This is a genomic window from Corynebacterium sp. HMSC11E11 (assembly GCF_001807025.1).
Taxonomy (GTDB): Bacteria; Actinomycetota; Actinomycetes; order Mycobacteriales; family Mycobacteriaceae; genus Corynebacterium; species Corynebacterium freneyi.
On the sequence record NZ_KV787165.1, the window covers coordinates 28,064 to 49,032 of the forward strand.

16 protein-coding genes are annotated in these 20,969 nt (G+C 68.6%); 1 reads left to right on the plus strand and 15 read right to left on the minus strand.

Annotated features, from left to right (window positions below):
* Nucleotides 1-16 precede the first annotated feature (16 nt).
* From rplW to HMPREF3121_RS10590, 10 genes are all read right to left on the minus strand, one after another.
* Entirely contained in the window at nucleotides 17-322 is a 306-nt protein-coding gene (rplW, locus tag HMPREF3121_RS10545) for a 50S ribosomal protein L23 (RefSeq protein ID WP_035121329.1), read from the minus strand.
* Nucleotides 322-972, minus strand: coding sequence for a 50S ribosomal protein L4 (gene rplD / locus HMPREF3121_RS10550; protein ID WP_070523228.1), 651 nt, complete (start codon nucleotides 970-972; stop codon nucleotides 322-324). The genes rplW and rplD overlap by 1 nt, the downstream gene beginning before the upstream one ends.
* Nucleotides 969-1,625, minus strand: a complete 657-nt coding sequence (rplC, locus tag HMPREF3121_RS10555; RefSeq protein ID WP_070523231.1) for a 50S ribosomal protein L3 — start codon at nucleotides 1,623-1,625, stop codon at nucleotides 969-971. Before rplC ends, rplD begins: the two co-directional genes overlap by 4 nt.
* A 29-nt stretch (nucleotides 1,626-1,654) precedes the next feature.
* A complete protein-coding gene (rpsJ, locus tag HMPREF3121_RS10560; RefSeq protein WP_035121337.1) occupies nucleotides 1,655-1,960 on the minus strand; it encodes a 30S ribosomal protein S10 in 306 nt (101 codons plus the stop codon).
* An 805-nt stretch (nucleotides 1,961-2,765) separates the two neighbouring features.
* Nucleotides 2,766-3,956 (minus strand): elongation factor Tu, encoded by a 1,191-nt coding sequence (gene tuf / locus HMPREF3121_RS10565; protein ID WP_070523233.1) that lies wholly within the window; start codon nucleotides 3,954-3,956, stop codon nucleotides 2,766-2,768.
* Between the two features lie 421 nt (nucleotides 3,957-4,377).
* Entirely contained in the window at nucleotides 4,378-6,510 is a 2,133-nt protein-coding gene (gene fusA, locus HMPREF3121_RS10570; protein ID WP_083291635.1) for an elongation factor G, read from the minus strand.
* Nucleotides 6,511-6,718: 208 nt separating this feature from the next.
* On the minus strand, nucleotides 6,719-7,189 hold the full coding sequence (gene rpsG, locus HMPREF3121_RS10575; protein ID WP_035121345.1) for a 30S ribosomal protein S7: 471 nt from the start codon (nucleotides 7,187-7,189) through the stop codon (nucleotides 6,719-6,721).
* Nucleotides 7,190-7,192: 3 nt separating this feature from the next.
* Complete coding sequence (gene rpsL / locus HMPREF3121_RS10580; protein ID WP_035121347.1) at nucleotides 7,193-7,564, minus strand: 30S ribosomal protein S12; 372 nt, start codon at nucleotides 7,562-7,564, stop codon at nucleotides 7,193-7,195.
* A gap of 320 nt (nucleotides 7,565-7,884) precedes the next feature.
* Nucleotides 7,885-9,330, minus strand: a complete 1,446-nt coding sequence (locus HMPREF3121_RS10585) for an MFS transporter (RefSeq protein WP_083291637.1) — start codon at nucleotides 9,328-9,330, stop codon at nucleotides 7,885-7,887.
* Between the two features lie 295 nt (nucleotides 9,331-9,625).
* A complete protein-coding gene (locus HMPREF3121_RS10590) occupies nucleotides 9,626-10,552 on the minus strand; it encodes a LuxR C-terminal-related transcriptional regulator (RefSeq protein WP_070523236.1) in 927 nt (308 codons plus the stop codon).
* Between the two features lie 162 nt (nucleotides 10,553-10,714).
* Between HMPREF3121_RS10590 and HMPREF3121_RS10595 the strand changes: the two genes are divergently transcribed.
* On the plus strand, nucleotides 10,715-12,556 hold the full coding sequence (locus HMPREF3121_RS10595) for a hypothetical protein (RefSeq protein ID WP_070523238.1): 1,842 nt from the start codon (nucleotides 10,715-10,717) through the stop codon (nucleotides 12,554-12,556).
* A gap of 87 nt (nucleotides 12,557-12,643) precedes the next feature.
* Here HMPREF3121_RS10595 and HMPREF3121_RS10600 read toward each other — a convergent pair whose 3' ends face one another.
* Genes HMPREF3121_RS10600 through HMPREF3121_RS13010 form a run of 5 tightly spaced genes read right to left on the minus strand, consistent with a single transcriptional unit; the run spans nucleotide 12,644 to nucleotide 20,914 of the window.
* The gene (locus tag HMPREF3121_RS10600; RefSeq protein ID WP_070523241.1) at nucleotides 12,644-13,393 is read right to left on the minus strand and encodes a hypothetical protein; all 750 of its coding nucleotides are present in this window, start codon (nucleotides 13,391-13,393) and stop codon (nucleotides 12,644-12,646) included.
* Nucleotides 13,390-14,406: a TRAFAC clade GTPase domain-containing protein gene (locus HMPREF3121_RS10605; protein ID WP_070523243.1), complete on the minus strand. Its 1,017-nt coding sequence runs from the start codon at nucleotides 14,404-14,406 to the stop codon at nucleotides 13,390-13,392. Before HMPREF3121_RS10605 ends, HMPREF3121_RS10600 begins: the two co-directional genes overlap by 4 nt.
* Nucleotides 14,403-15,974 (minus strand): hypothetical protein, encoded by a 1,572-nt coding sequence (locus HMPREF3121_RS10610; RefSeq protein WP_141743079.1) that lies wholly within the window; start codon nucleotides 15,972-15,974, stop codon nucleotides 14,403-14,405. The genes HMPREF3121_RS10605 and HMPREF3121_RS10610 overlap by 4 nt, the downstream gene beginning before the upstream one ends.
* A 9-nt stretch (nucleotides 15,975-15,983) precedes the next feature.
* On the minus strand, nucleotides 15,984-18,536 hold the full coding sequence (locus HMPREF3121_RS10615) for a GAP1-N2 domain-containing protein (RefSeq protein ID WP_070523249.1): 2,553 nt from the start codon (nucleotides 18,534-18,536) through the stop codon (nucleotides 15,984-15,986).
* Nucleotides 18,533-20,914 carry a SaeA-related protein gene (locus HMPREF3121_RS13010; RefSeq protein WP_070523251.1) on the minus strand — a complete coding sequence of 794 codons (2,382 nt, stop codon included), beginning with the start codon at nucleotides 20,912-20,914 and terminating at the stop codon, nucleotides 18,533-18,535. Before HMPREF3121_RS13010 ends, HMPREF3121_RS10615 begins: the two co-directional genes overlap by 4 nt.
* Nucleotides 20,915-20,969: the final 55 nt, after the last annotated feature.

Below are 20,969 nucleotides of genomic sequence, written 5' to 3' on the forward strand. Positions count from 1 at the left end.
TCCTCGTCGACCAGCCTTAGGCGGCCGAACCGCCGAAGATGTCGATGGGATCGCTGCCGGCCGCGAGAGTCACGTAAGCGCGCTTGGTGGCCTTGCGCTGACCGTAACCGGTGCGGGAGCGCTTACGCTTGCCCTCACGGTTGGCGGTGTTCACGCTGGCGACCTTCACGCCGAAGATCTCCTGGACCGCGATCTTGATCTGGGTCTTGTTGGCGTCGGGACGGACCAGGAACGTGTAGACGTTCTGCTCCATCAGTCCGTAGGACTTCTCCGACACGACCGGGGCGATGATGATGTCACGGGGATCCGCGATGGTGGCCATTACTTCTCCTCCTCCGCACCGGTGTTGCGGGAGATGAACTCGTTGAGCGCCTGGACGGCGAACACGACGTCATCGGCCTTCAGCACGTCGTAGGTGTTGAGCTGGTCCTGCGTCAGGGTGTGGACGTTCGGCAGGTTGTTGACGGACTTCCACGCGGTGACGTCCTCGCGCGGGAGGACGACCAGCACGGACTTGCGGTCGGTCAGACGCTCGATGAAGGTGCGCGCCGACTTGGTCGACGGGGTCTGGCCGGCGACGAGCTCCTCGACCACGTGGATGCGGTCGTGGCGGACTCGGTCGGTCAGGGCGCCGCGGAGGGCGGCCGCCTTCATCTTCTTGGGGGTGCGCTGCGAGTACTCGCGCGGCACCGGGCCGTGGACGACGCCGCCGCCGGTCCAGTGCGGAGCACGGATCGAGCCCTGGCGGGCGCGGCCGGTGCCCTTCTGGCGCCACGGCTTGCGGCCGCCGCCACGCACCTCGGCGCGGGTCTTGGTCTTGTGGGTGCCCTGGCGAGCCGCGGCGCGCTGGGCGACGACGACCTGGTGCATCAGGGCGGTCGACACCTCGGCGTCGAAGATCTCGGCCGGGAGTTCCACGGAGCCGTTCACGCCACCGTCGGCGGTGTGGACGTCAAGCTTGAGGTTCGTCATGCGTGAGCACCACCCTTCACAGCGGTCTTGACAACCAGGAGGCCGCCGCGGACGCCCGGAACCGCACCCTTGATGAGGAGCAGGTTGGCGTCGGCGTCGATCTTCTGGATCTTCAGGTTCTGGGTCGTGACCCGGTCGTTGCCCATGCGGCCGGCCATGCGCTTGCCCTTGAACACGCGCGCGGGCGTAGAGCAGGCGCCGATGCCGCCGACTCGGCGGTGCGAGGCCTGGTTGCCGTGGCCCGCGCCCTGGCCGGCGAAGCCGTGGCGCTTCATGGCGCCGGCGAAGCCCTTGCCCTTGGAGGTGCCGGTGACGTCGACGTACTCGATGTCGCCGAACACGTCCACGCCGACCTCCTGGCCGACCTCGTACGAGGAGGCGTCCGGGGTGCGGATCTCCACGGTGTGGCGACGCGGGGTCACGCCGGCCTTCTTGAAGTGGCCGACCTGCGGCTTGTTGGCCTTACGGGGGTCGATCTCGCCGTAGGCGATCTGGACGGCGTCGTAGCCGTCCACGTCCTTCGTGCGCACCTGGGTCACGACGCACGGCCCGGCCTCGACGACGGTCACCGGGACGACCCGGTTGTCCTCGTCGAAGACCTGGGTCATGCCGAGCTTGGTGCCCAGGATGCCCTTGATCTCGTTTTCACTCATTATCTAGTCTCCGCTGCCGTAGTCCAGGCTCACTGAATGTTGACGTCGACGGACGCCGGAAGGTCGATGCGCATGAGAGCGTCGACGGTCTTCGGGGTCGGGTCGAGAATGTCGATCAGGCGCTTGTGGGTGCGCATCTCGAAGTGCTCGCGCGAGTCCTTGTACTTGTGCGGCGAGCGGATGACGCAGTACACGTTCTTTTCGGTGGGCAACGGCACGGGGCCGACCACTCGGGCGCCCGTACGGGTCACCGTCTCGACGATGCGGCGCGCAGACGCGTCGATCGCCTCGTGGTCGTAGGCCTTCAGCCTGATGCGGATCTTTTGTCCCGCCACGCTTGTCCTCTCCTCGGTCGGCGCGCCCTCGAGGGGCGTCGACCCTGTCATTGTCTTCTCTGCGCCGGTGTGCCCAGCTGGTCATGGCCAGCGCCAGAGTGTCGATTCCGGGTATCGCTTGTGTCGTCTTATGGTCACCGTCGTCGGGCATGGCGCAGCACAGCGCCGATGCATTCCGAGAGGACGGTGATTTCCCGCGCGTTCGCGCACGGTCGTCGACCGATGTCCCAGTTGAAGGAGAGGCTCCCCCGTGAAAGCGTGGGTGCCTTTCGCCTACTGCCGCTGTGTATTTGCCATGCCAGCACCGGTCCCCGCGGTCGGGCGTGTCGCCCTCTTGACGACTGCGGGGCACGTCGCCTTCGCCGGTGTCCCGACGTCGGCTCTCGTGGCCATGCTCACTTCACCAGCGACGCCTCTCCGCAACTGCGCCGGTTCCCTCGGGCCTGGCGGGTGTGCGGCGATGACGCCGTGTTAAAGCAACCCGTGTATTAAAGCACGTTCCGGGCGCGTCCCCCAAATCCCGTCCGGATATGTGCGCAACATCACTACGTCACGCCGCCGTTTACCTGCGTGTCGGGCCGGCGTCAACGGCTGGCCGTCGTAAAGCAAATGCTTGACGACGACCGCACGCCGGACCGGGCAACCCCCACCCAGGATTCGCCCGCGACGAGCCCGGCCGACTCGGACATGCGAAAAGGGCCCCGCTCCCGAACGTGGGAGCGGGGCCCTTCTCAAGGCCGCGGGCGATGCGTCGGTCGGATCAGACGATCAGATCGACGGCATCGTTCCGCACGAGCAACAAGACTTACTTGTTGATCTTGGTGACGCGGCCGGCGCCGACGGTGCGGCCACCCTCGCGGATGGCGAAGCGCAGGCCCTCGTCCATCGCGACCGGCTGGATCAGGGTGACGGACATGTCGACGTTGTCGCCCGGCATGACCATCTCGGTGCCCTCCGGCAGCTTCACAACGCCGGTGACGTCGGTGGTGCGGAAGTAGAACTGCGGACGGTAGTTGTCGAAGAACGGGGTGTGACGGCCGCCCTCATCCTTGGACAGGATGTAGACGGAGCCCTCGAACTCGGTGTGCGGGGTGTACGCGCCCGGCTTGGCGATGATCTGGCCGCGCTCAATGTCCTCGCGCTTGATGCCGCGGAGCAGCAGACCGCAGTTGTCGCCGGCCTCGGTGTAGTCCAGCAGCTTGCGGAACATCTCGATGCCCGTGACGGTGGTCTTCTGGGACTTCTCCTTGATGCCCAGGATCTCGACCTCGTCGTTCACGTTCAGGGTGCCGCGCTCGACGCGACCGGTGGCGACGGTGCCGCGGCCGGTGATGGTGAAGATGTCCTCGACCGGCATCAGGAACGGCTTGTCGGTCTCGCGGACCGGGTCCGGCACCTTCTCGTCGACGGCCTCCATCAGCTCGAGGATGGAGTCGACCCACTTCTCCTCGCCGTTCAGGGCGCCGAGAGCGGAGATGTGGACGATCGGAGCCTCCTCGTCGTAGTCCTGCTCGGCGAGAAGCTCACGCACCTCCATCTCCACGAGCTCGATGATCTCCTCATCGTCGACCATGTCGCACTTGTTCAGGGCGACGAGGATGTAGGGGACGCCGACCTGGCGGGCCAGGAGGACGTGCTCACGGGTCTGCGGCATCGGGCCGTCGGTGGCGGCCACGACGAGGATCGCACCGTCCATCTGGGCGGCGCCGGTGATCATGTTCTTGATGTAGTCCGCGTGACCCGGGGCATCGACGTGCGCGTAGTGGCGCTTCTCCGTCTGGTACTCAACGTGGGACACGTTGATGGTGATGCCGCGCTCCTTCTCCTCCGGCGCCTTGTCGATGGCGTCGTAGGCGAAGGACTCGTTCAGGTCCGGGTACTTGTCGGCCAGCACCTTGGTGATGGCAGCCGTGGTGGTGGTCTTGCCATGGTCGACGTGACCGATGGTGCCGATGTTGACGTGCGGCTTCGTACGCTCGAACTTCGCCTTCGCCACTGTTAGTCCTCCTGGACGTCATGGTGGCCACGACTTTCGTAGCCACAGATTGTGGTCGCCCACCCCCACGCCACTGCACAAGCCGACGAAAGACGACCTTGTGCGGGAGTAAAGAAGGGGGCGGACAGTGCATTTTCACTGTGCCAGTTACACGATCCTAATGGGAATGCCGGGCCCATATCAAACTCGGCTCCCCCGGATCGATTACGGGGTAACGGCCGGCACCGCGCACCACCTCCGGCGCTCGCGACGAAGGCCGGGTCAGCGGTGAAAAGTGCGGGCCGTTACCCTCCCCCGATCCCCGACACGGTGGATCGGAGGGAGTTTCGGCTCCGCCGGACGCTTCCGCAATCGGTGCGGATAACGGCCGACGGGCCCGGACCCCGCCGCGGACGTCGTCCGGACGGGACCCGGCTCCGGCTTAGTTGCCGGTGCGCTCGGCGATGATCTCCTGCGCGACGGAGGACGGAACCTCGGCGTAGGAGTCGAAGATCATCGAGTAGTTGGCGCGACCCTGCGTCTTGGAGCGCAGGTCGCCGACGTAGCCGAACATCTCCGACAGCGGGACCAGGGCCTTGACGGCCTTGACGCCGGTGCGGTCCTCCATGGAGTTGACCTGGCCGCGGCGGGCGTTGATGTCGCCGATGACCTCGCCCATGTACTCCTCGGGGGTGATGACCTCGACGGCCATCATCGGCTCGAGCAGGACCGGCTTCGCCTTCTGCACGGCCTCCTTCAGGGCCATGGAGCCGGCGATCTTGAAGGCCATCTCGGAGGAGTCGACCTCGTGGTACTGACCGTCGAGCAGGGTGGCCTTGATGTTGACCAGCGGGAAGCCGGCCAGGGTGCCGTACTGCATCGCGTCCTGGATGCCGGCGTCGACGGAGGGGATGTACTCCTTCGGCACGCGGCCGCCGGTGACGGCGTTGTCGAACTTGTAGGTCGCCGACTCGCCCTCCTCCAGCTCCTCGGGCGCCGGGGCGTAGGGCTCCAGCGACACGATGACCTTCGCGAACTGACCGGAACCACCGGTCTGCTTCTTGTGGGTGTACTCGTACTTCTCGACCGGCTTGCGGATGGTCTCGCGGTACGCGACCTGCGGATTGCCGATGTTGGCCTCGACCTTGAACTCGCGCTTCATGCGGTCGACCAGGACGTCGAGGTGGAGCTCGCCCATGCCGCCGATGACGGTCTGGCCGGTCTCCTCGTCCAGGCGGACGGTGAAGGTCGGGTCCTCTTCGGCCAGGCGCTGGATCGCGGTGCCCAGCTTCTCCTGGTCGGCCTTCGACTTCGGCTCGATGGCCACGGAGATGACCGGGTCCGGGAAGCTCATGGACTCGAGCACGATCGGGGCGTCCTGGGCGCAGAGGGTGTCACCGGTGGTGGTGTCCTTCAGGCCGATGAACGCGTAGATGTTGCCGGCGACGGCCTCGTCGACCGGGTTCTCCTTGTTGGCGTGCATCTGGAAGAGCTTGCCGACGCGCTCCTTCTTCTCCTTGGTGGAGTTGAGCACCTGGGCGCCCGGCTCCACGCGGCCCGAGTAGACGCGGACGAAGGTCAGCTTGCCGAAGAACGGGTGCGCGGCGATCTTGAACGCCAGCGCGGAGAACGGCTCGTCGGCGGAGGGCTTGCGGACCATGTCGACGGTCTCGTCGCCGACCTTGTGGCCGTGGACCTCGCCCACGTCGAGCGGGGTCGGCAGGAAGTCGACGACAGCGTCGAGCAGCGGCTGGATGCCCTTGTTCTTGTAGGCGGTGCCGCAGTAGACCGGGTAGATCTCGGAGTTGATGACCATCTTGCGGATAGCGCCCTTGATCTCGTCCATGGTCAGCTCTTCGCCGCCGAAGTACTTGTCCATGAGCTCTTCGTCGGACTCGGCGACGGCCTCGAGCAGCTTCTCGCGGTACTCGTTGGCCTTGTCGACCAGGTCGGCCGGGATCTCCTCGACGGTGGCCTCGGTGCCGATCTCGGTCTTGCCGCGCCAGGTCAGGGCCTTCATCTGCAGCAGGTCGACGACGCCGTCGAAGTCATCCTCCGCGCCGATCGGCAGCTGCATGACCAGCGGCTTGGCGCCGAGGCGGTCGACGATGGTGCCGACGGTGTACTCGAAGTCCGCGCCCAGCTTGTCCATCTTGTTGACGAAGCAGATGCGGGGGACGTCGTACTTCTGGGCCTGACGCCAGACCTGCTCCGACTGGGGCTCGACGCCCTCCTTGCCGTCGAAGACGGCGACGGCGCCATCGAGCACGCGCAGGGAGCGCTCGACCTCGACGGTGAAGTCGACGTGGCCCGGGGTGTCGATGATGTTGATCTGGTTGTCGTTCCAGAAGCAGGTGACCGCGGCGGACGTGATGGTGATGCCGCGCTCCTTCTCCTGCTCCATCCAGTCGGTGGTAGCGCCACCGTCGTGCGTCTCGCCGACCTTGCGGTTGATGCCCGTGTAGTACAGGATGCGCTCGGTCGTGGTGGTCTTACCGGCGTCGATGTGAGCCATGATGCCGATGTTGCGGACCTTCTTCAGGTCCTTCTTGACGGGAAGTGCGCCTTCTGCCACTTGATTCCCCACTCGTTTCAAATCGTGTGGCGGGGGCTCAGGACGTTGTCGACGTCTTCGCCTCGACCGCCAGCGGTCGGGTTGCTCGATCTATCTTGCCACCGATTCGGCCCGGTGGCTCGCCGTGATTCCCCCCGGGACCCCAAAGGCCCCCGGGTCGCCGGCGCCGGAGCCGGCCCCTGGGGGCCTGGTCCGACGCTCGCGGTCACTACCAGCGGTAGTGGGCGAAGGCGCGGTTGGCCTCGGCCATCTTGTGGGTGTCCTCGCGGCGCTTGACGGACGCGCCGAGGCCGTTGGAGGCGTCGAGGATCTCGTTGGCGAGACGCTCCATCATGGTGTTCTCGCGGCGCTGGCGCGAGAACATGAGCAGCCAACGCAGGGCCAGGGTGTTGCCGCGGCCGGGACGGACCTCGACCGGAACCTGGTAGGTGGCGCCGCCGACGCGGCGGGAGCGGACCTCGAGGGCGGGCTTGACGTTCTCGATGGCGCGCTTGAGGGTCAGCACGGGATCGGTGCCGGTCTTCTCGCGGCAGACCTCGAGGGCACCGTAGACGATGCGCTCGGCGGTCGACTTCTTGCCGTCCTGCAGCACCTTGTTGATGAGCTGGGTGACCAGCGGCGAGCCGTACACCGGGTCGTTGACGACGGGACGCTTGGGGGCGGGACCCTTACGAGGCATGTCTTACTTCTCCTTCTTCGCGCCGTAGCGGGAACGGGCCTGCTTGCGGTCCTTGACGCCCTGGGTGTCGAGGGAGCCGCGGACGATCTTGTAGCGGACGCCCGGGAGGTCCTTCACTCGGCCACCGCGGACGAGCACCATGGAGTGCTCCTGCAGGTTGTGGCCCTCGCCCGGGATGTAGGCGGAGACCTCGATGCCGGAGGTCAGGCGAACACGGGCGACCTTGCGGAGCGCCGAGTTCGGCTTCTTCGGGGTGGTGGTGTACACGCGGGTGCACACGCCACGGCGCTGCGGCGAGCCCTTCAGGGCGGCCGTCGACGTGGCCGACTTCTTGTCGTGGCGGCCCTTGCGGACCAGCTGCTGGATAGTGGGCATGAAGCCTCTTTCTTTTTCGTTCCGATCGCACTGCGGCGTCCGTCCGGCCGCTGGTGGAGGATCGGTTTTTAAACGTGCGAAACCCAGTCAGCCGCTCTCGCTGGCCTACCGGGTGATGTCGTCAACTCCCAATTACATCTTGGGACTGTCCACCGACAGTAGTGCAACCTGCGACGATCGCCAAAAAACCCAGGTAATGAAACGGAAGAGGGGCCGTCGCAAAGCCGCTTTCGCTTTACGACGGCCCCTCCCCGGGCCCGGGGCCGGTTCACGGGTCGAGCCGATTGCACCCGAGGCGGGGGCGATGCCGGGTCGCGGGACTACGGCTTGGCGAGGGCGTCGGATTCGCGGACGAGCTGGTTGTGCTCGTCGATGTCGTCCTCGTGGTTGGAGCGGATCCGGGTCACCGCGATGCAGGAGGTCAGGGAGATGGCCGCGAGGAAGATGCCGACCGCGAAGCCGCCGTAGGCCTCGGCGAGCGGGGCGGCGATGAGCGGCGGGATGGCGCCGCCGAGGATCGCGGCGATGTTGTAGGCCAGGCCGGCGCCGGTGTAGCGCAGGTCGACGCGGAACATCTCGGGGAGCATCGCGCCGGCCGGACCGTAGGAGATGCCGAAGACGACCATGGTCACGGTCAGGCCGATGCCGAAGTGCCAGATGGTGCCGAAGTCCAGGACCCAGAACAGCACCGGCGTCCACAGGACCGCGAGCACCGTCGAAGTCAGGATCACCTTGGTGCGGCCGATGCGGTCGGAGATCGCCGCCGAGGCCGCGATGGCACCGCCGAAGACGACGGCGGCGACCATGCCGACCAGCAGAATGTCACGGCGGGCCAGGCCCAGCTGGGCGGTGCCGTAGGAGGTCAGGTACGAGGTGCCCATGTAGAACAGCGAGAACAGGGAAGCCAGCGCGACGCCGCCGGTCACGGCCTCACGCCACTGGTACCGCAGGGTGTCCATGAACGGCAGGGTGCGGCGCACGCCGGCGGCCCGCTCCCGGGCACGGCGTTCCTGCTCCTTCTTGAACGACGGGGTCTCCTGGATGGCCAGGCGAACGTACAGGCCGACGAAGACCATCACGATGGACAGCAGGAACGGAATGCGCCATGCCCATTCGATGAAGGCGTCGGACGTTTCGCCGATGGCGAGGAAGACGAGCACGAAGGTGCCGGACGACAGGAAGAAGGCGACCGCGGCGCCGAGCTGCGGGAACATCGCGTACGCGCCGCGCTTGCCCGGCGGCGCGTATTCCGCCGTGAGCAACGTCGCGCCGGCCCATTCGCCGCCGACGGCCATGCCCTGCAGGAAGCGCATGAGCACCAGGAGGATCGGACCCCACACGCCGATGCCGGATTCGAAGAGACCGAAGACGCCGGTTTCGTAGCCCGGCAGCAGGCCGATGCACAGGGTCGCGATGCCCATCATCAGCAGCGTCCACACCAGGGTGCGCTTGCGGCCGAGGATGTCGCCGAAGTGCCCGAAGACGACGGAGCCCAGCGGGCGGGCGAGGAACGCGACGCCGAAGGTGGCGAAGGAGGCCACGGTCGACAGCATCGGGGTCATGCTCGGGAAGAACACGGTGGGGAACACCAGCGCCGCGGCGGTGCCGTAGATGAAGAAGTCGTAGAACTCGATGGTCGTGCCGACGAGGCTCGCGGTGGCGACCCTGCGCAGGGAGGGTCCTTTGGCTGCGTCGTCGGCCGGCACGTGGGGCGCCGGTGCGGTCACGCCGACGGATGCGCGATCCGTCGCGATGGAGTTGGTCATGGGCGTCTCCTGTCTCGGGGGCGGCCCGCCGGGGACCACCCGTTCAACAATGTGACGCAGAACATATGCGGGCGTGACCCACGTCTCACATACCCGAAAGAGGGTGTTATGGAATCAACGATTAATCGCGGCTAGCGATTTAATTCACAATTCAGATACTTTCCACCGGCAAGAAGAGCCCCGACCAGCCACGATGCAGTGACGGACACCATTCGACGGCCATCCGACCCCGTTCGAAACTTCGCGAAAATCTTTGCCGAACGGGCCTCCACAACGGGCCGCCATGACGCCCCGCTCAGGGAATCAAGCCGAGGACGCGGGCACGGCTCACCGCCGCATGGCGCCCCTTCACGCCGAGCTTCGCGCTCGTGTTGCGCAGATACGCCTTGACGGTCTCCATGCTCAGCGACAACCGCGCCGCCGCCTCGGCGTTCGTGCAGCCCAGCGCGACCTGCGACAGCACGTCGAGCTCGCGCGCCGTCAGCTTCGGTGCATCGGGATGCGGCCCACCTCTCGCCACCCCCGTTTCCGCGCCCCCGGCATCGCCCGAGCGCGTCCCGTCGCCCCCGGCATCCGGAAACAACATCGCGGCGAGCCCGCCGGAGGCGGCCAGAAGCCGGTCGCGCGCATCGGCGTCGGCCGTGGTCGCGGCGATCGCCCGCAGGTCGGCGTGCAACTCGCGCAGTCGCTCCAGATCCGACGACCCCGGCCCCTCCCCCGCCTCGCGGATCCCGGCGGTGCCGCGCTGCGCCATGGCGATGCGCCGGTCGACTTCATCCCGGATGCGCAGCTCGGTGCCGGCCTTCGTCGCCAAGCGCATGGCCACGGAGCGGATGCGGTCCCCGAATTCGAACCGCTCGCGATGCGCCCCATAGAGAAGCATCCGGGTTTCGCCGATGCCGGAGAGGACGGGCACCGCCATGACGGGGCCGAGCCCCTCGCTGCGCACCTGGTCCAGGTAACTGTCGGTGATGGTGCGCGAGACCCCGTAGTCGGCGACGACTGCGGGGCGCCGATCCCGCAGGACGCGGCCGCCGAGCCCTTCACCCGGCACGACGTTGACTCCGCGGACGCCGTCGCGACGCAGACCGACGCCTTCGTCGATGGTCACGCCGGCCTGACCGCCGATGCCGAGGAAAACGACGGGCAGATCCGCCTCCCTGCGCAGTTCGCGAACGAGCTGCTTGGCCAGGTCGCGGTCGCGCGGCCGGTTGTGCGGCATCGGCGTCGCCCTCCCTCGGTCCAGTCGCGGCCCGACCGCGCCCGTCGCACGCCCGTCGGCCTCCACATCAGTTTCTTTCCGAAACATCATAGACACTGCGGCGTCCCCACCTGCGCCGCTCCCCGGGAAACCCGGGCATCGAACGCCCGTTAAGCTCGGGGTGTGATCTACCGAAACGCTTCGAAGGGGGCCCCGCAGCAGCAGTCCCCGGAGGTTCAGGTCTCTCCGACGGCCGAGGAAATGCTCGCCGCCGCCCGGGACGCCATCGACGGGCCCGATGGATCTCGGGCGTCGACGACGAAGTACCGCGAGATCATCGCGAAGCTCCGCCCCGGCCCCCGCTTGCCGGGCGATCCCGCCGACGCTCTGGCGCTCGCCCGGGCCCATGAGGGGCTCGCCGACCAGTACGCGGCGACGGACCAGCCGGTGAAGGCCATCGAGTCGCTGTATGCGGTGGCCGTGATGTCCTTGCTTGTCGACGACCCCCTCATGCGTGGCAGGGCCTTCGCCAAAGTGGCCGACCTGCGCATCTCCGCGGGCAACTACGCCGAGGCCCGCAAGGATCTGACCACTGCGGCACTGGCCTTCGACGCGGCCGGGGACGGGGCGACTGCCCGGGAGCTGCGGGAACGGCGCAGCGGCCGCACCTCGGCCACCGGGGTCGGCGCGGGTGCCGGCGAAGGCGCGGAGGCGAGCGGCGGGGGCGGCTCGAGCAGCGGTGCAAACGCCAACGTCGGCACCGTCCCGAACGACGCCCCGAGGAGGCGGCGCGGACTGGCCGACCGTCTGATGAACCGCGCCCTGGCAACCCTGGGCACGAACGGCGGGGCCGACGCCCCCTCGGGTCGAGGCGACGTCGTGGACGGCGAGGTCGCCGGCACCGACGAGGGCGGCACCGGCTCTCGCGTGGATTGGGGCAAGGCGCTCGTCCGCGTCGAATCCGCGGGGGTGTCCGATGCCAAGAAGGACGGCGCGGACGCTCTGCTCCGGCTGCTGCTCAACTCCGCCGGCCAGGCCGATGGGCCGAACGACGACCAGATCCGCCGTGCCGCGCCCCTGCTCGTCGGCATGGGTGGCGCCGACCGCTTCGATGCGAGCGCCTTCGCCTCCGACATCACGGTGGCCGCCAACGCGGTGTGCGCCATCGGCGATCTGAAAGTCCAGGGGACGACGCGCGACGAGCTGGCCGAGCGTTCCCGCGCCGTGTGGACGTCCGCGCTGACCACCGGCGACGAGGCCCTGCGGGCCGGCGATGCGGCGACGGCCCGGGACGCTTTCCAATTCGTGCTGGATTCCCGCTCGAAGACCGTTCACGCGACGTCCGCGCAGCAGGGCGCGGCGTTGGTGGGCCGTACCCGCGCGGCGGTCATTTCCGGGGATCAGAAGGACATCCGGGCGTCCGCCCTCGCCGGCGCCAACGCGGTGTGCAGGCTCCCCGACACCGGAGACCGCGCCCGCTACGGCGAACGATTCGCCCACCTGCTCCGCGACGTCGGCGACGCGACCACGCTGCGGATGAGGCTGCTCGAGCGTGTAGCGGACAATTGGAGCCAGGTCGGCGACGAGCACGCCGCGGTGCGGTGCCTGCTCGAGGCCGCCCTGTGCAAGGCGAAGCTGCGGGACTTCAGGGGCGCCCACGAAGATTTTCAGCGGTTGAGCCAGCGGGCGGAGGAGCTGGAGGACACCGCCCTGTTGTCGGAGTCGCTCCTGCACCTGGGACGTTCCTGGAACTTCGCCGGCCGACCGGAGGTCGCGGTCAAGTGCTACGACACGCTCCTGGACAAGGTCACCCCGGGCGAACTCGACGACGACCGCGCCCGAGTGGGGTACGCCCGTCTTCTGCTGGAAAAGGGGCGGACGCTCGCGCGCGTCCCGGGTGCGTCGGAGTCGGAACTGACCGAGGCGCGGGCCGGCGTGACCAAGGCCCGGGACATTTTCGCCGGCCTCGGCGCTCAGTTGCTCGTTCGCGAAGCCAACGAGACGATCGACCAGCTGCCGCGCTGACCGGCCGCCCGTGCCGAGCAGCTGACCCCGGTCGGCGGGGTCGATGCCCGCCGACCGGGGTCGGCCGCGTCGGTCAACTCCGTCCGGTCACACCTGACCGAACCATGATTTGTTGACCGGCACCCACAACAGGGGCAGCGTGATCACGCAGGCCAGGCCGGCGATGGCGAAGCCGGACACGGCCAAGAGGAACACTCCGGCGATGCACAGCAGCGTGAGCACGATGCGCGCCCAGTTCTCCCCCTTCACGGTGAAGAACGCCATCAGCAGCAGCACCACCAGGATGATCCCCCAGAAGATGGTGGTCTCCAGGATGTTCTCGGGCCGGAACGAGTCGTTCGCCCCGATCGCCGAGGCGATCCGATCCTCGTACCCTTCCAACAGGCCGACGCCGGTGGTGGGTCGCTCGGGCAGTTGCCACCGCTCGACCAGACGCCAGATGACCACGCCCGCGGTGACCAGCTGCATCGCGAAGGCGATGAGGATCGTGACGGGAGCGTTGAAGAACTTCATCGACGCCATCCGCTGCCCGAACGGGGCCTTGTGCCCCGTGGGCCCGGTGTGGCCGCCCGGCGCGGGCCCGCCGAATCGGTAGTCGTCGCCGCCGGGCGCGAAGCCCCCGCCGAAGCCGGAGCGGTCCGGGGTCGCCGGCTGTCCTCCGCCTGCACCGAATCCGCCCGTCCCGCCGAATCCGCTTCCGAAGCCGCCCGCTTGGCCGGATCCGCCGAAACCGCCGCCGTGGCCGAACCCGGACTGGTCGGATCCTCCGCCGAAACCGCCCTGGCCGAACCCGCTCTGGCCGAAGCCGGGCCCTCCGAAGTTTCCGTTCCCGTTCATCGGAACAGCCCCCTGTCCGTGAGCAGCCACAGCACCGGATCCAGGCAACGGAACGGCGCGATGCCGCTGCGGTGGAGATGCTGCCCCTGGGGCGCCGCGCCCAGGGCGGACGTCGCAAAGTATCGGAAACCGTACCCGTTGGCGGGCCGGTACCTGTCCTCGAGGGTGAGCACGAGTCGGCCGGCATCGAGCTTGAGCAACATGCTGCGGATTTCCGCGTCGAGGTAGAGGGAATCGTTGTTGTCGAAGCGCAGCCCCGTGTCCCTGCGGTACGCCGCCCCATAGTTGCCCATGATCCGGCCCCACTCGCTGTCGGGGACGCGTTCGAGTTCCTGCAGGGTGTCGAACTTGGACAGGGTCACCGCCAGTCGCGGGCGGGCCTGGCCGAGCAGGTCGAGGAGGTTCTGCAGGACGTCTACGGGGTCGCCGCCGAGCGTCTGATCCGGGACCAGGCCCGACAGGTAATTGCGGATCTGCGGGACCTTCAGCGGGTCGAAGAGGAAGATGATCTCGTCGGCCTCGCGGAAGAAGCCGAGCGAGTCCGGGTCGTCGGGCAGCACTTCGAGGTCCTCGCCGGCGACGTCGCGGATGACCAGGAAGAACTTCCGCGGCCCCTGCCCGACGTCCCAGGTGCCCAGGTCGAAGATCAGGGGGTCGCGCTGGTAGGCGTCTTCCGCGGCCATGCGCGGCGTGGGCGGCATGAGGCCCATTTCCTCGAAGAGGGGCTTTTCGTAGTTGTCCCGGTATCGCTCGCGGGTCGATTCGTCGGCGCCGCGGATGACCTTGCGGTGGCTTTGGGCCAGCTGGTCGAGCATCTTCACCAGGACGGCGATGTACAGGCTCTTGCCGGAGGCGCGGGCGCCGGCCAGCGCGATGCACAGCGTGCCGGAGTCCGCCCATCCGGCGGGCAGTTCACGGTCGACGTACTCGCTGCGGGTCGCCTGCGGGTCGCGCAGGGGACGGAACGTGTACGGGCACCGGGTGGGGGTGGCCGGGAGTTGGGGGACGGTCATCGGCGGTCATCCTCGTCGGAGCGGTCGTCGGCGGGTGCGCCGAACATGGGGGGTCGGATGTCGTTTCCGGGACGCTGCGTCGGGGTGGTGGGGCTGGTCGGCCACACGGGTGCTTGACGACGTCCATCGTCTTCCGCTTCGGCGTCCCGCGCGTGGCGGCCGGGGGTGTCCCGACCGGTGTCGGCCGATTCCGTTTCCGTCGACGGGGATTGCGCGGCCCACGTCCCGGTCCACCCGGTTCCGCTCGGACGGTTGCCGGTCGGCGTGGTTCCGGTCGGCGTGGTTCCGGTCGGTGCGGCGAAGTGGGTGGTGAGCGCGTCGGCATCCACGATGTCGTCTGTCGCCGGGGCGGATTCCGCGGTGCCGTCGGAGGCGGGTGCGGAAGCCGGCGCATCCCCGAAGGTCGGAGGGTTCCCCCACGAGGAGTCGGAGCCGAAGCCCTCGGGCGAGCCGAACCGCGGGGCCTCGCCGAAGGACTGCGATTCCCCGAAAGCCGGAGCCTGCCCGAACGGAGACGAGTCCGCGAACGTGGGCGTTCCGCCGAAGGGATCGGCGTCCCGGGCCGGGGCCTGCGGGGGCTCGGAGGCAGCGGGTGCAGCCGGCGCGGCGGCGCCTCGGGATCCGTCGTTGATCCGGCGCATGGCCATGACCACGGATTCCACGGAGCTGCGGATGGCATCCGACCGGCCCGATTCCAGGGCATCGATCAAACGATCGTCGACGGCGACGACGGTGGAGGAACCGTGGCGGGACGCACCCCGCAGCAACAGCGACACGGCATTCGAGTCTCCGTCGGCCACGGCGGCGGGCACCGCGTCGGAGATGACGAACGTCAGGTCATCCATGCCGTCCGACACCGTTTCGCCGCCGCCGATGCGGGCGGCCCCGGACTGCACGAGCTGCCGGACCTCTCCCGCGAGGTCGGCGACGGAGTCGAGGACACGGGTTTCGCCGTCCGCGACGACCGTCACGCGCGGCGTGCCGGGAATGACGCTGGCCGCGCCGACGATGACGTCGACGGCGGGAGCGAGGCGGGCCAGCACCGACGGCGCGGACATCGACGCCGACCTGTCGACGTGAACGCGGATGGCCATCCCTTCGGCCGGGTGCACCGACGCCGCGTCGAGTGCGGAACGCACGGCGGCGCGCACCGTGGCCGCCGGGCCGTCCAACCGGCCTTCGGCGACGAGGCCCTCCGCACGCAGCAGCAGATCATCGCCCTCCGCCCGAATCAGGCCGACGACGACCTCGGAACGACCGTCGAGGGTGACGCGGGGAAACTCGATGCTCTGCGCCGAATCCGTTCCGGGGCGACCGCGGGTGACGATGACCTGCGCCGACCGCCCCGGGCCGAAATCGCCGCCCGCGACCGGCCTGAGCACGACCTGCGACGACGAACCGGCCCCTATGACCTTCAGGGTCGAGTCGTCCACGCGGTTGGCGTCGGCGTCGCCGCGCAGCTCCAGCCGCACGGGCTCCCGGGAACCAAGCGAATGGGCCTGGACCTGGAACATGCCGCGGGCCGACATGCGAAACTCCTGGCCCTCTCCGAGGGAATTCACTGACATGTTCTTCTCCTACCTGTGGTCATCGGAACGTCGACGGAGTTTGCCGAAAAGTTGGCCGTTTCCGGGCACGCCGTCCCGGTGCCTGCGGCCACCGTCGAACCCGTCGCCCGCCGGGATGTCGCGCGGGGTTCTTCCCCGCGTCGAGTGCCGTACCGCAAGGTCCCCGTCGAGCACGGCCTTGGCTTCCGCCACCAGCTTGCGGGCCTCCGGCGGCGGGTCGTCGCCGTTGAGTTCGCCGACGGCACCCGCGCGGAACCTTTCGCTGCGCCGCACCATGTCGACCGCCATGTCGAGCACGTCGCGCAGTTCGTCGTCACGCATGTCGTCGAGCAGCCACCACGGCAGATTCCGGGTGTCGGAATACCACTTGCGCAACAGGGATTCCGACAACGCCGACGCCAGCACGACGCGCCGGATCCGATCCATGTCCGGAAGTTCATCCCGCTGAGCGGTGAGCAGGACCTCACCGAGAGTGGACCAGGCCGGCGGTTTCGACCTCAGGCCGAACACGTGCCCAATCTTCTCGCCGAGCTCCGGTCCCGCGTAATTCTCGATTTCCGCGATCTGGCGGGGGTCGAAGTACCGGACGAAGGCGGGGACCAGTTCATGCCTCCGCGGCTGACGCGGTGTCCGGGCCGAGGCGTGTTCCTCGCCTCGTTGCCCCTCGTCCTGTCGATGCACCGGGGCCTGATCCGGCCGGATGGTCGCAGTCTGCGCATCGTCCGCTTCCCACCCGGGGTTGCGACCCCATGCCTCGGACTCACCGGTGGTGGTGCGGTTTCCCCGCTCGGTAACTGCCTTCTCCAGCTCCGGGCGCCAGGGGCCCTCGGCCAACAGCCGCCGCTCCGGCTCCGACATGCGGGACAGCTCCCGCTCCACCACCGGCGTCAAACCGGTGGCCCGGTCTCCCAGGGATTCCACCAGGGAGTTGAGCCCGAACACCGTCATCTCCGGCGACGGCATGGACGACGGCGCGGACCAATCCCCCGCCTGCCAATCGCCGGCACCCGGGGCATCGCCGAACACGTCGCCCGCGGGCCCGCCCACATCCGACATCGCGCCCAGCACCCACGCACCGATGAGGTCTCCCTCCCACACGGGAGCCTTGAACTCGTCTGGGGCGGTGCCGCGCATCGTGGCCAGGAAACGCTCCGCCACCTGCGGCACGCCCAACCACTCTGCCGCCGCCACGGGCAAGCCGATGCCTCCGGCGATCGCCTCATGCAACGCCCCATCCGTCGCCGTGATCTCCCGCAGCACGCTCACCAACGGATTGTCCGTCCCGATCGACGTGGCCAGCACGCTCTCATCGCCGCGGACGACCGCGGCTCCGAGCCCACGCCGCTCCAGGAACGCGAACGCTTCCTCCCGGCGGTCGGGATCGTCGAAAAGCCCGGCCGAAGCCAGCGTCGCGAGCACCGACAGCGACTCGGGCCCCGCCCCGTCGTCGGCGAGCAACTCATCGGCGAGGGCATCGGCGACGCCGACGGGAAACACCTCGTCCATGTTCTCCGGGGCATCCCCGGGCCGGGACAGCAGACCGAGCAACGGGTCCCGCGCAGCCGACCTCAACTCCTCGTTCGTCACCGCCACGGCGGCCAACTGCCAGGCGGGATCACCGCCGACGGCGACCGGCACCTCCCCCGAACGCAGCAAGTGGGAGAAATGCATGGCCTCGTCCGGCATCAGGAACATGAACGACAACAGCGTCGACCACTCCGACACCGCCAGCGGCGTCCCGCCGACCATCGTCGAAGCGCCGCCGTACACCCCCATCTCCGGAGTCTCCTCGGTGGAGACGACGATGACGTCGGGCACCTCGGCGGCCTCGGCCGCGTCCTCCAACGGGATGCACGCAAGCGACACCCCGCGAGCCCGGGCGGTGCCCAGGGAACGGGCCCGCTCGAACGTCGACCACGAGAAATCGCGGGCGGTCGCGGGCGACTGCGCCTGACACACCGCCGCAACCCACATCGCCGCATCCTCGGGAGGACACGCCACCGCCACGAGGCGACCGTCCGCGCACCCGTCGAGAATCGCGCCGAGCACGGCACGACGATCGACCTCGCAATCCGCGAAGATCCACGGCCACAGCTTGCCGGGAACCGCGAGCGGGCCGAGCGGCGGAACGCCCTCCGGCACGGTGGTCGAATTGACCTCCCTGGCACCGAACGGGAACCGGAGGGCCGGGGAAAACATCAGGTCGCTGGGCCACAGCACCGGGAATTCCCCGACGCCGCCACGGAACACGTGAACCTGCGTGAACACGTTGCCCGCCCGTCCCGTGGCGTCCTCGCCGGCCGGGGACGAAAACCAGAACACCCGATCATCGCCCGGCCACGGGGCGCGGGTCCACGCCATGCGCCGCTGCAACCCGCTGATGTCGTCGGCCGAAGGGTACTGGGGCACCGGCGTCGTCCCGTCTATGCGGGTCGGCACCTGCTCGGTGAGCTTGCGCACCTCTTCATCCGTCAGGCCCCGACCACGTTGCCCGACGCCCCAACCGCCCCGTCCGCCGGGCACCGCGAACGACGCGTACGTCAGCAGCTCGACCGCGCTCATCGTGCGCCCCACATGCTCGGATGGACGAAGGGCATGGGGTTGCCGACATCGGTGACGATGCGCCGCGGACCATCGGGGTCGTGGCCGCCGCCGGGCATCCCGGAGTCCACGATGAACAGGCGGAACCACTGGCCCGGCCGCATGCGCATGATCTCCTCGGGAGGCAGGAACCAGGTCGCGCTCTCCGTCCGGTCGTTCTGGTCGGGCAGACGATCGGGCCGGATGAGCCGGGAGGGTTCGCCGAACGTCGTCGTCTGCCCCGGCAGGATCTGCGCCACGCGGCACTCCCCGGCGCCCTGCTCCATGGCGTCCTCCAGCGACAGCGGGAATCGGACCGGGTGATGCACGAGCGTGAAGGTCGGCGGGTTGCGGTCGTCGCCGCCCTCGCACCACAGCCGAAGGACGATGCCGCCATGCTCGTTGGACAGGCTGTACCGGTACTGGCGCAGCCCCCGGTACGCCAGCACGGTGGGGGTGGCGCTGGTTTCCCTGCCCGCGTACATGCTGCGCGGGGTCAGCAGGACGTTTTCGCCGTAGGAGTTGAGGTGGAGGCGGACTCCGCCATCGCGGCGGTACCGCTTTTCGTCGTACTCCGTGTGCGCCGTCCGGTCCTCGGGCGCCGTCGAACCGGTCGGAGCCGTTTCGATCTTCACCATGGACGCTCCGGCCGGCCATTCGAAGGTGACCAGCTGGCTGTCGGTGCGCTCTACCAGCTTCGCGTGCTCGATCGGCCGGACCCGCTGCAGCACTTCAGTGTCGCCGACGACGGCCATGTCGTCGACGATGGTCACCGGCGTGATGTGGACTTCGTCCCATTCGGCAGGCCACATCGGCTGGACGTCGATCTGTTCGCCTTCCGGGTTCTGCTCGTCGGCGACGACGCGGCCCTCGGCCAACGCCTGATCGCGCCCCAATGCCTCGACGGGCACGGCCTGGAACGACAGGCCCGGAGAAGGGGCGCTGGGGCTCAGGTAGATCTTCACCTGTCCCGCGGCCGGAGAGAAGAACGTGATGTGGATGCGCTCGTCGCCGCCGACGTTGACGCCCCGGGCCATTTCCAGGCTGACCTTCTCCAATTCCGCGGTGATGAAGATCTCGTGGACGTCGGGGCGGGTGCACACTTCCTTGGTTCCCCGGAACTCGACGGCGGGGGTGATGGCGAAGCGCATGCGGTCACCGCGGATGGGCGACTTGTGTTCGAACCCCTTCTTGGTCACGCCCTCGAACAGCTGATTGGCGGGCGAGTCCACGGGTTCCGGGGAGTCCGCCGGGCTCGCGAACACGCGAATCTCCGAATAGCCGTCGAGGAAATCCCACTTGCCCTCGACGACGCCCGCCGACACCGTGATGTCGACGCCGGGGACCGGGAGAACGCAGATGTCCTCGCCGACGAGCCGGGGCTGGGACCGCAGGGCGCTGCCGTGATCCTCGCCGACGTTGACCCACACCTGGTAGTGGCGGAATGCGATGCGAGAGGGCACCGGCTCCTCGTAGCCGTGGCCCACCGTGCACAACACGAGATCCCCGGCTTCCGGTGAGGGCGCCACGATCCGGTCCGAGGCGATCACGCGGTAGACGACGATGTCGCCGTCGTTCACCCAGGAGGGACGCTTCCACGTCACCTCGATCTTCGCGGCGTCTCCCCTGCCCCGGTGCCGCACCTTGATGCCTTCGGCGCCGACCTTCGAGGATTCTCCGAATTCGTACTGGTCGAAGACGGTGTTGTCCAGATCCAGGCGGTCACCCGGATTCATGACGGATTCCACTCCGGCGCCACCTTCGAGGTACCGCTTGAATCCCGCGACGAGCGGGTTGACCGTCACCTCCGGTTCCGCGGGCTCCTGCCGTTCCTCGGCCGTCGGAGCGGGACGGGCGTCTGCCGCGGGTGCCGCAGGAGCCCGGGACGCAGCGGAAGCCCCGGGAGCCCCGGGCGCGGCGGGTGCGGCCGGAGTCGATTCGGGCCCGGGGTGCACGGGGCCCGGCCCCGACGGCGCAGCCGACGCGGGGGCGCCGCCCGTCGGAGGAACCTGCGGTGGGGCGGATTCCCAGGCGGGGTTGGCCCCGGACGGGCGCGACTCGGACGGGGTGGACCAGGCGGGAGACTTGTCCTGCATCCACCCCGAAGACGGCGTCGCCTGACCGGAGTCGTCCGGCTGGGTCGGTGCGGCGGCCGCCGCGGGGGCGTCCCCGGCTTCACGACGCTTGTCTCCCACCAACCGCTCGTGGATCTCCGGCGCCAGCTTCTTGTGCTGCGCCGGCAGGATCCGCTCGATCGCCTGGACGGAGGGCTCGCCCATGCGGACGATCGCCCGGAGGATGTACTCGGGCACTTCCGAAATAGCACGGGACTTGTCGTCGTTCCCGGACTTTTCGCTCACTTGCTTCCTCCACTGTCGGCGTTCACCGGGCGACTGCCCCGCTCGCGCTCATCGA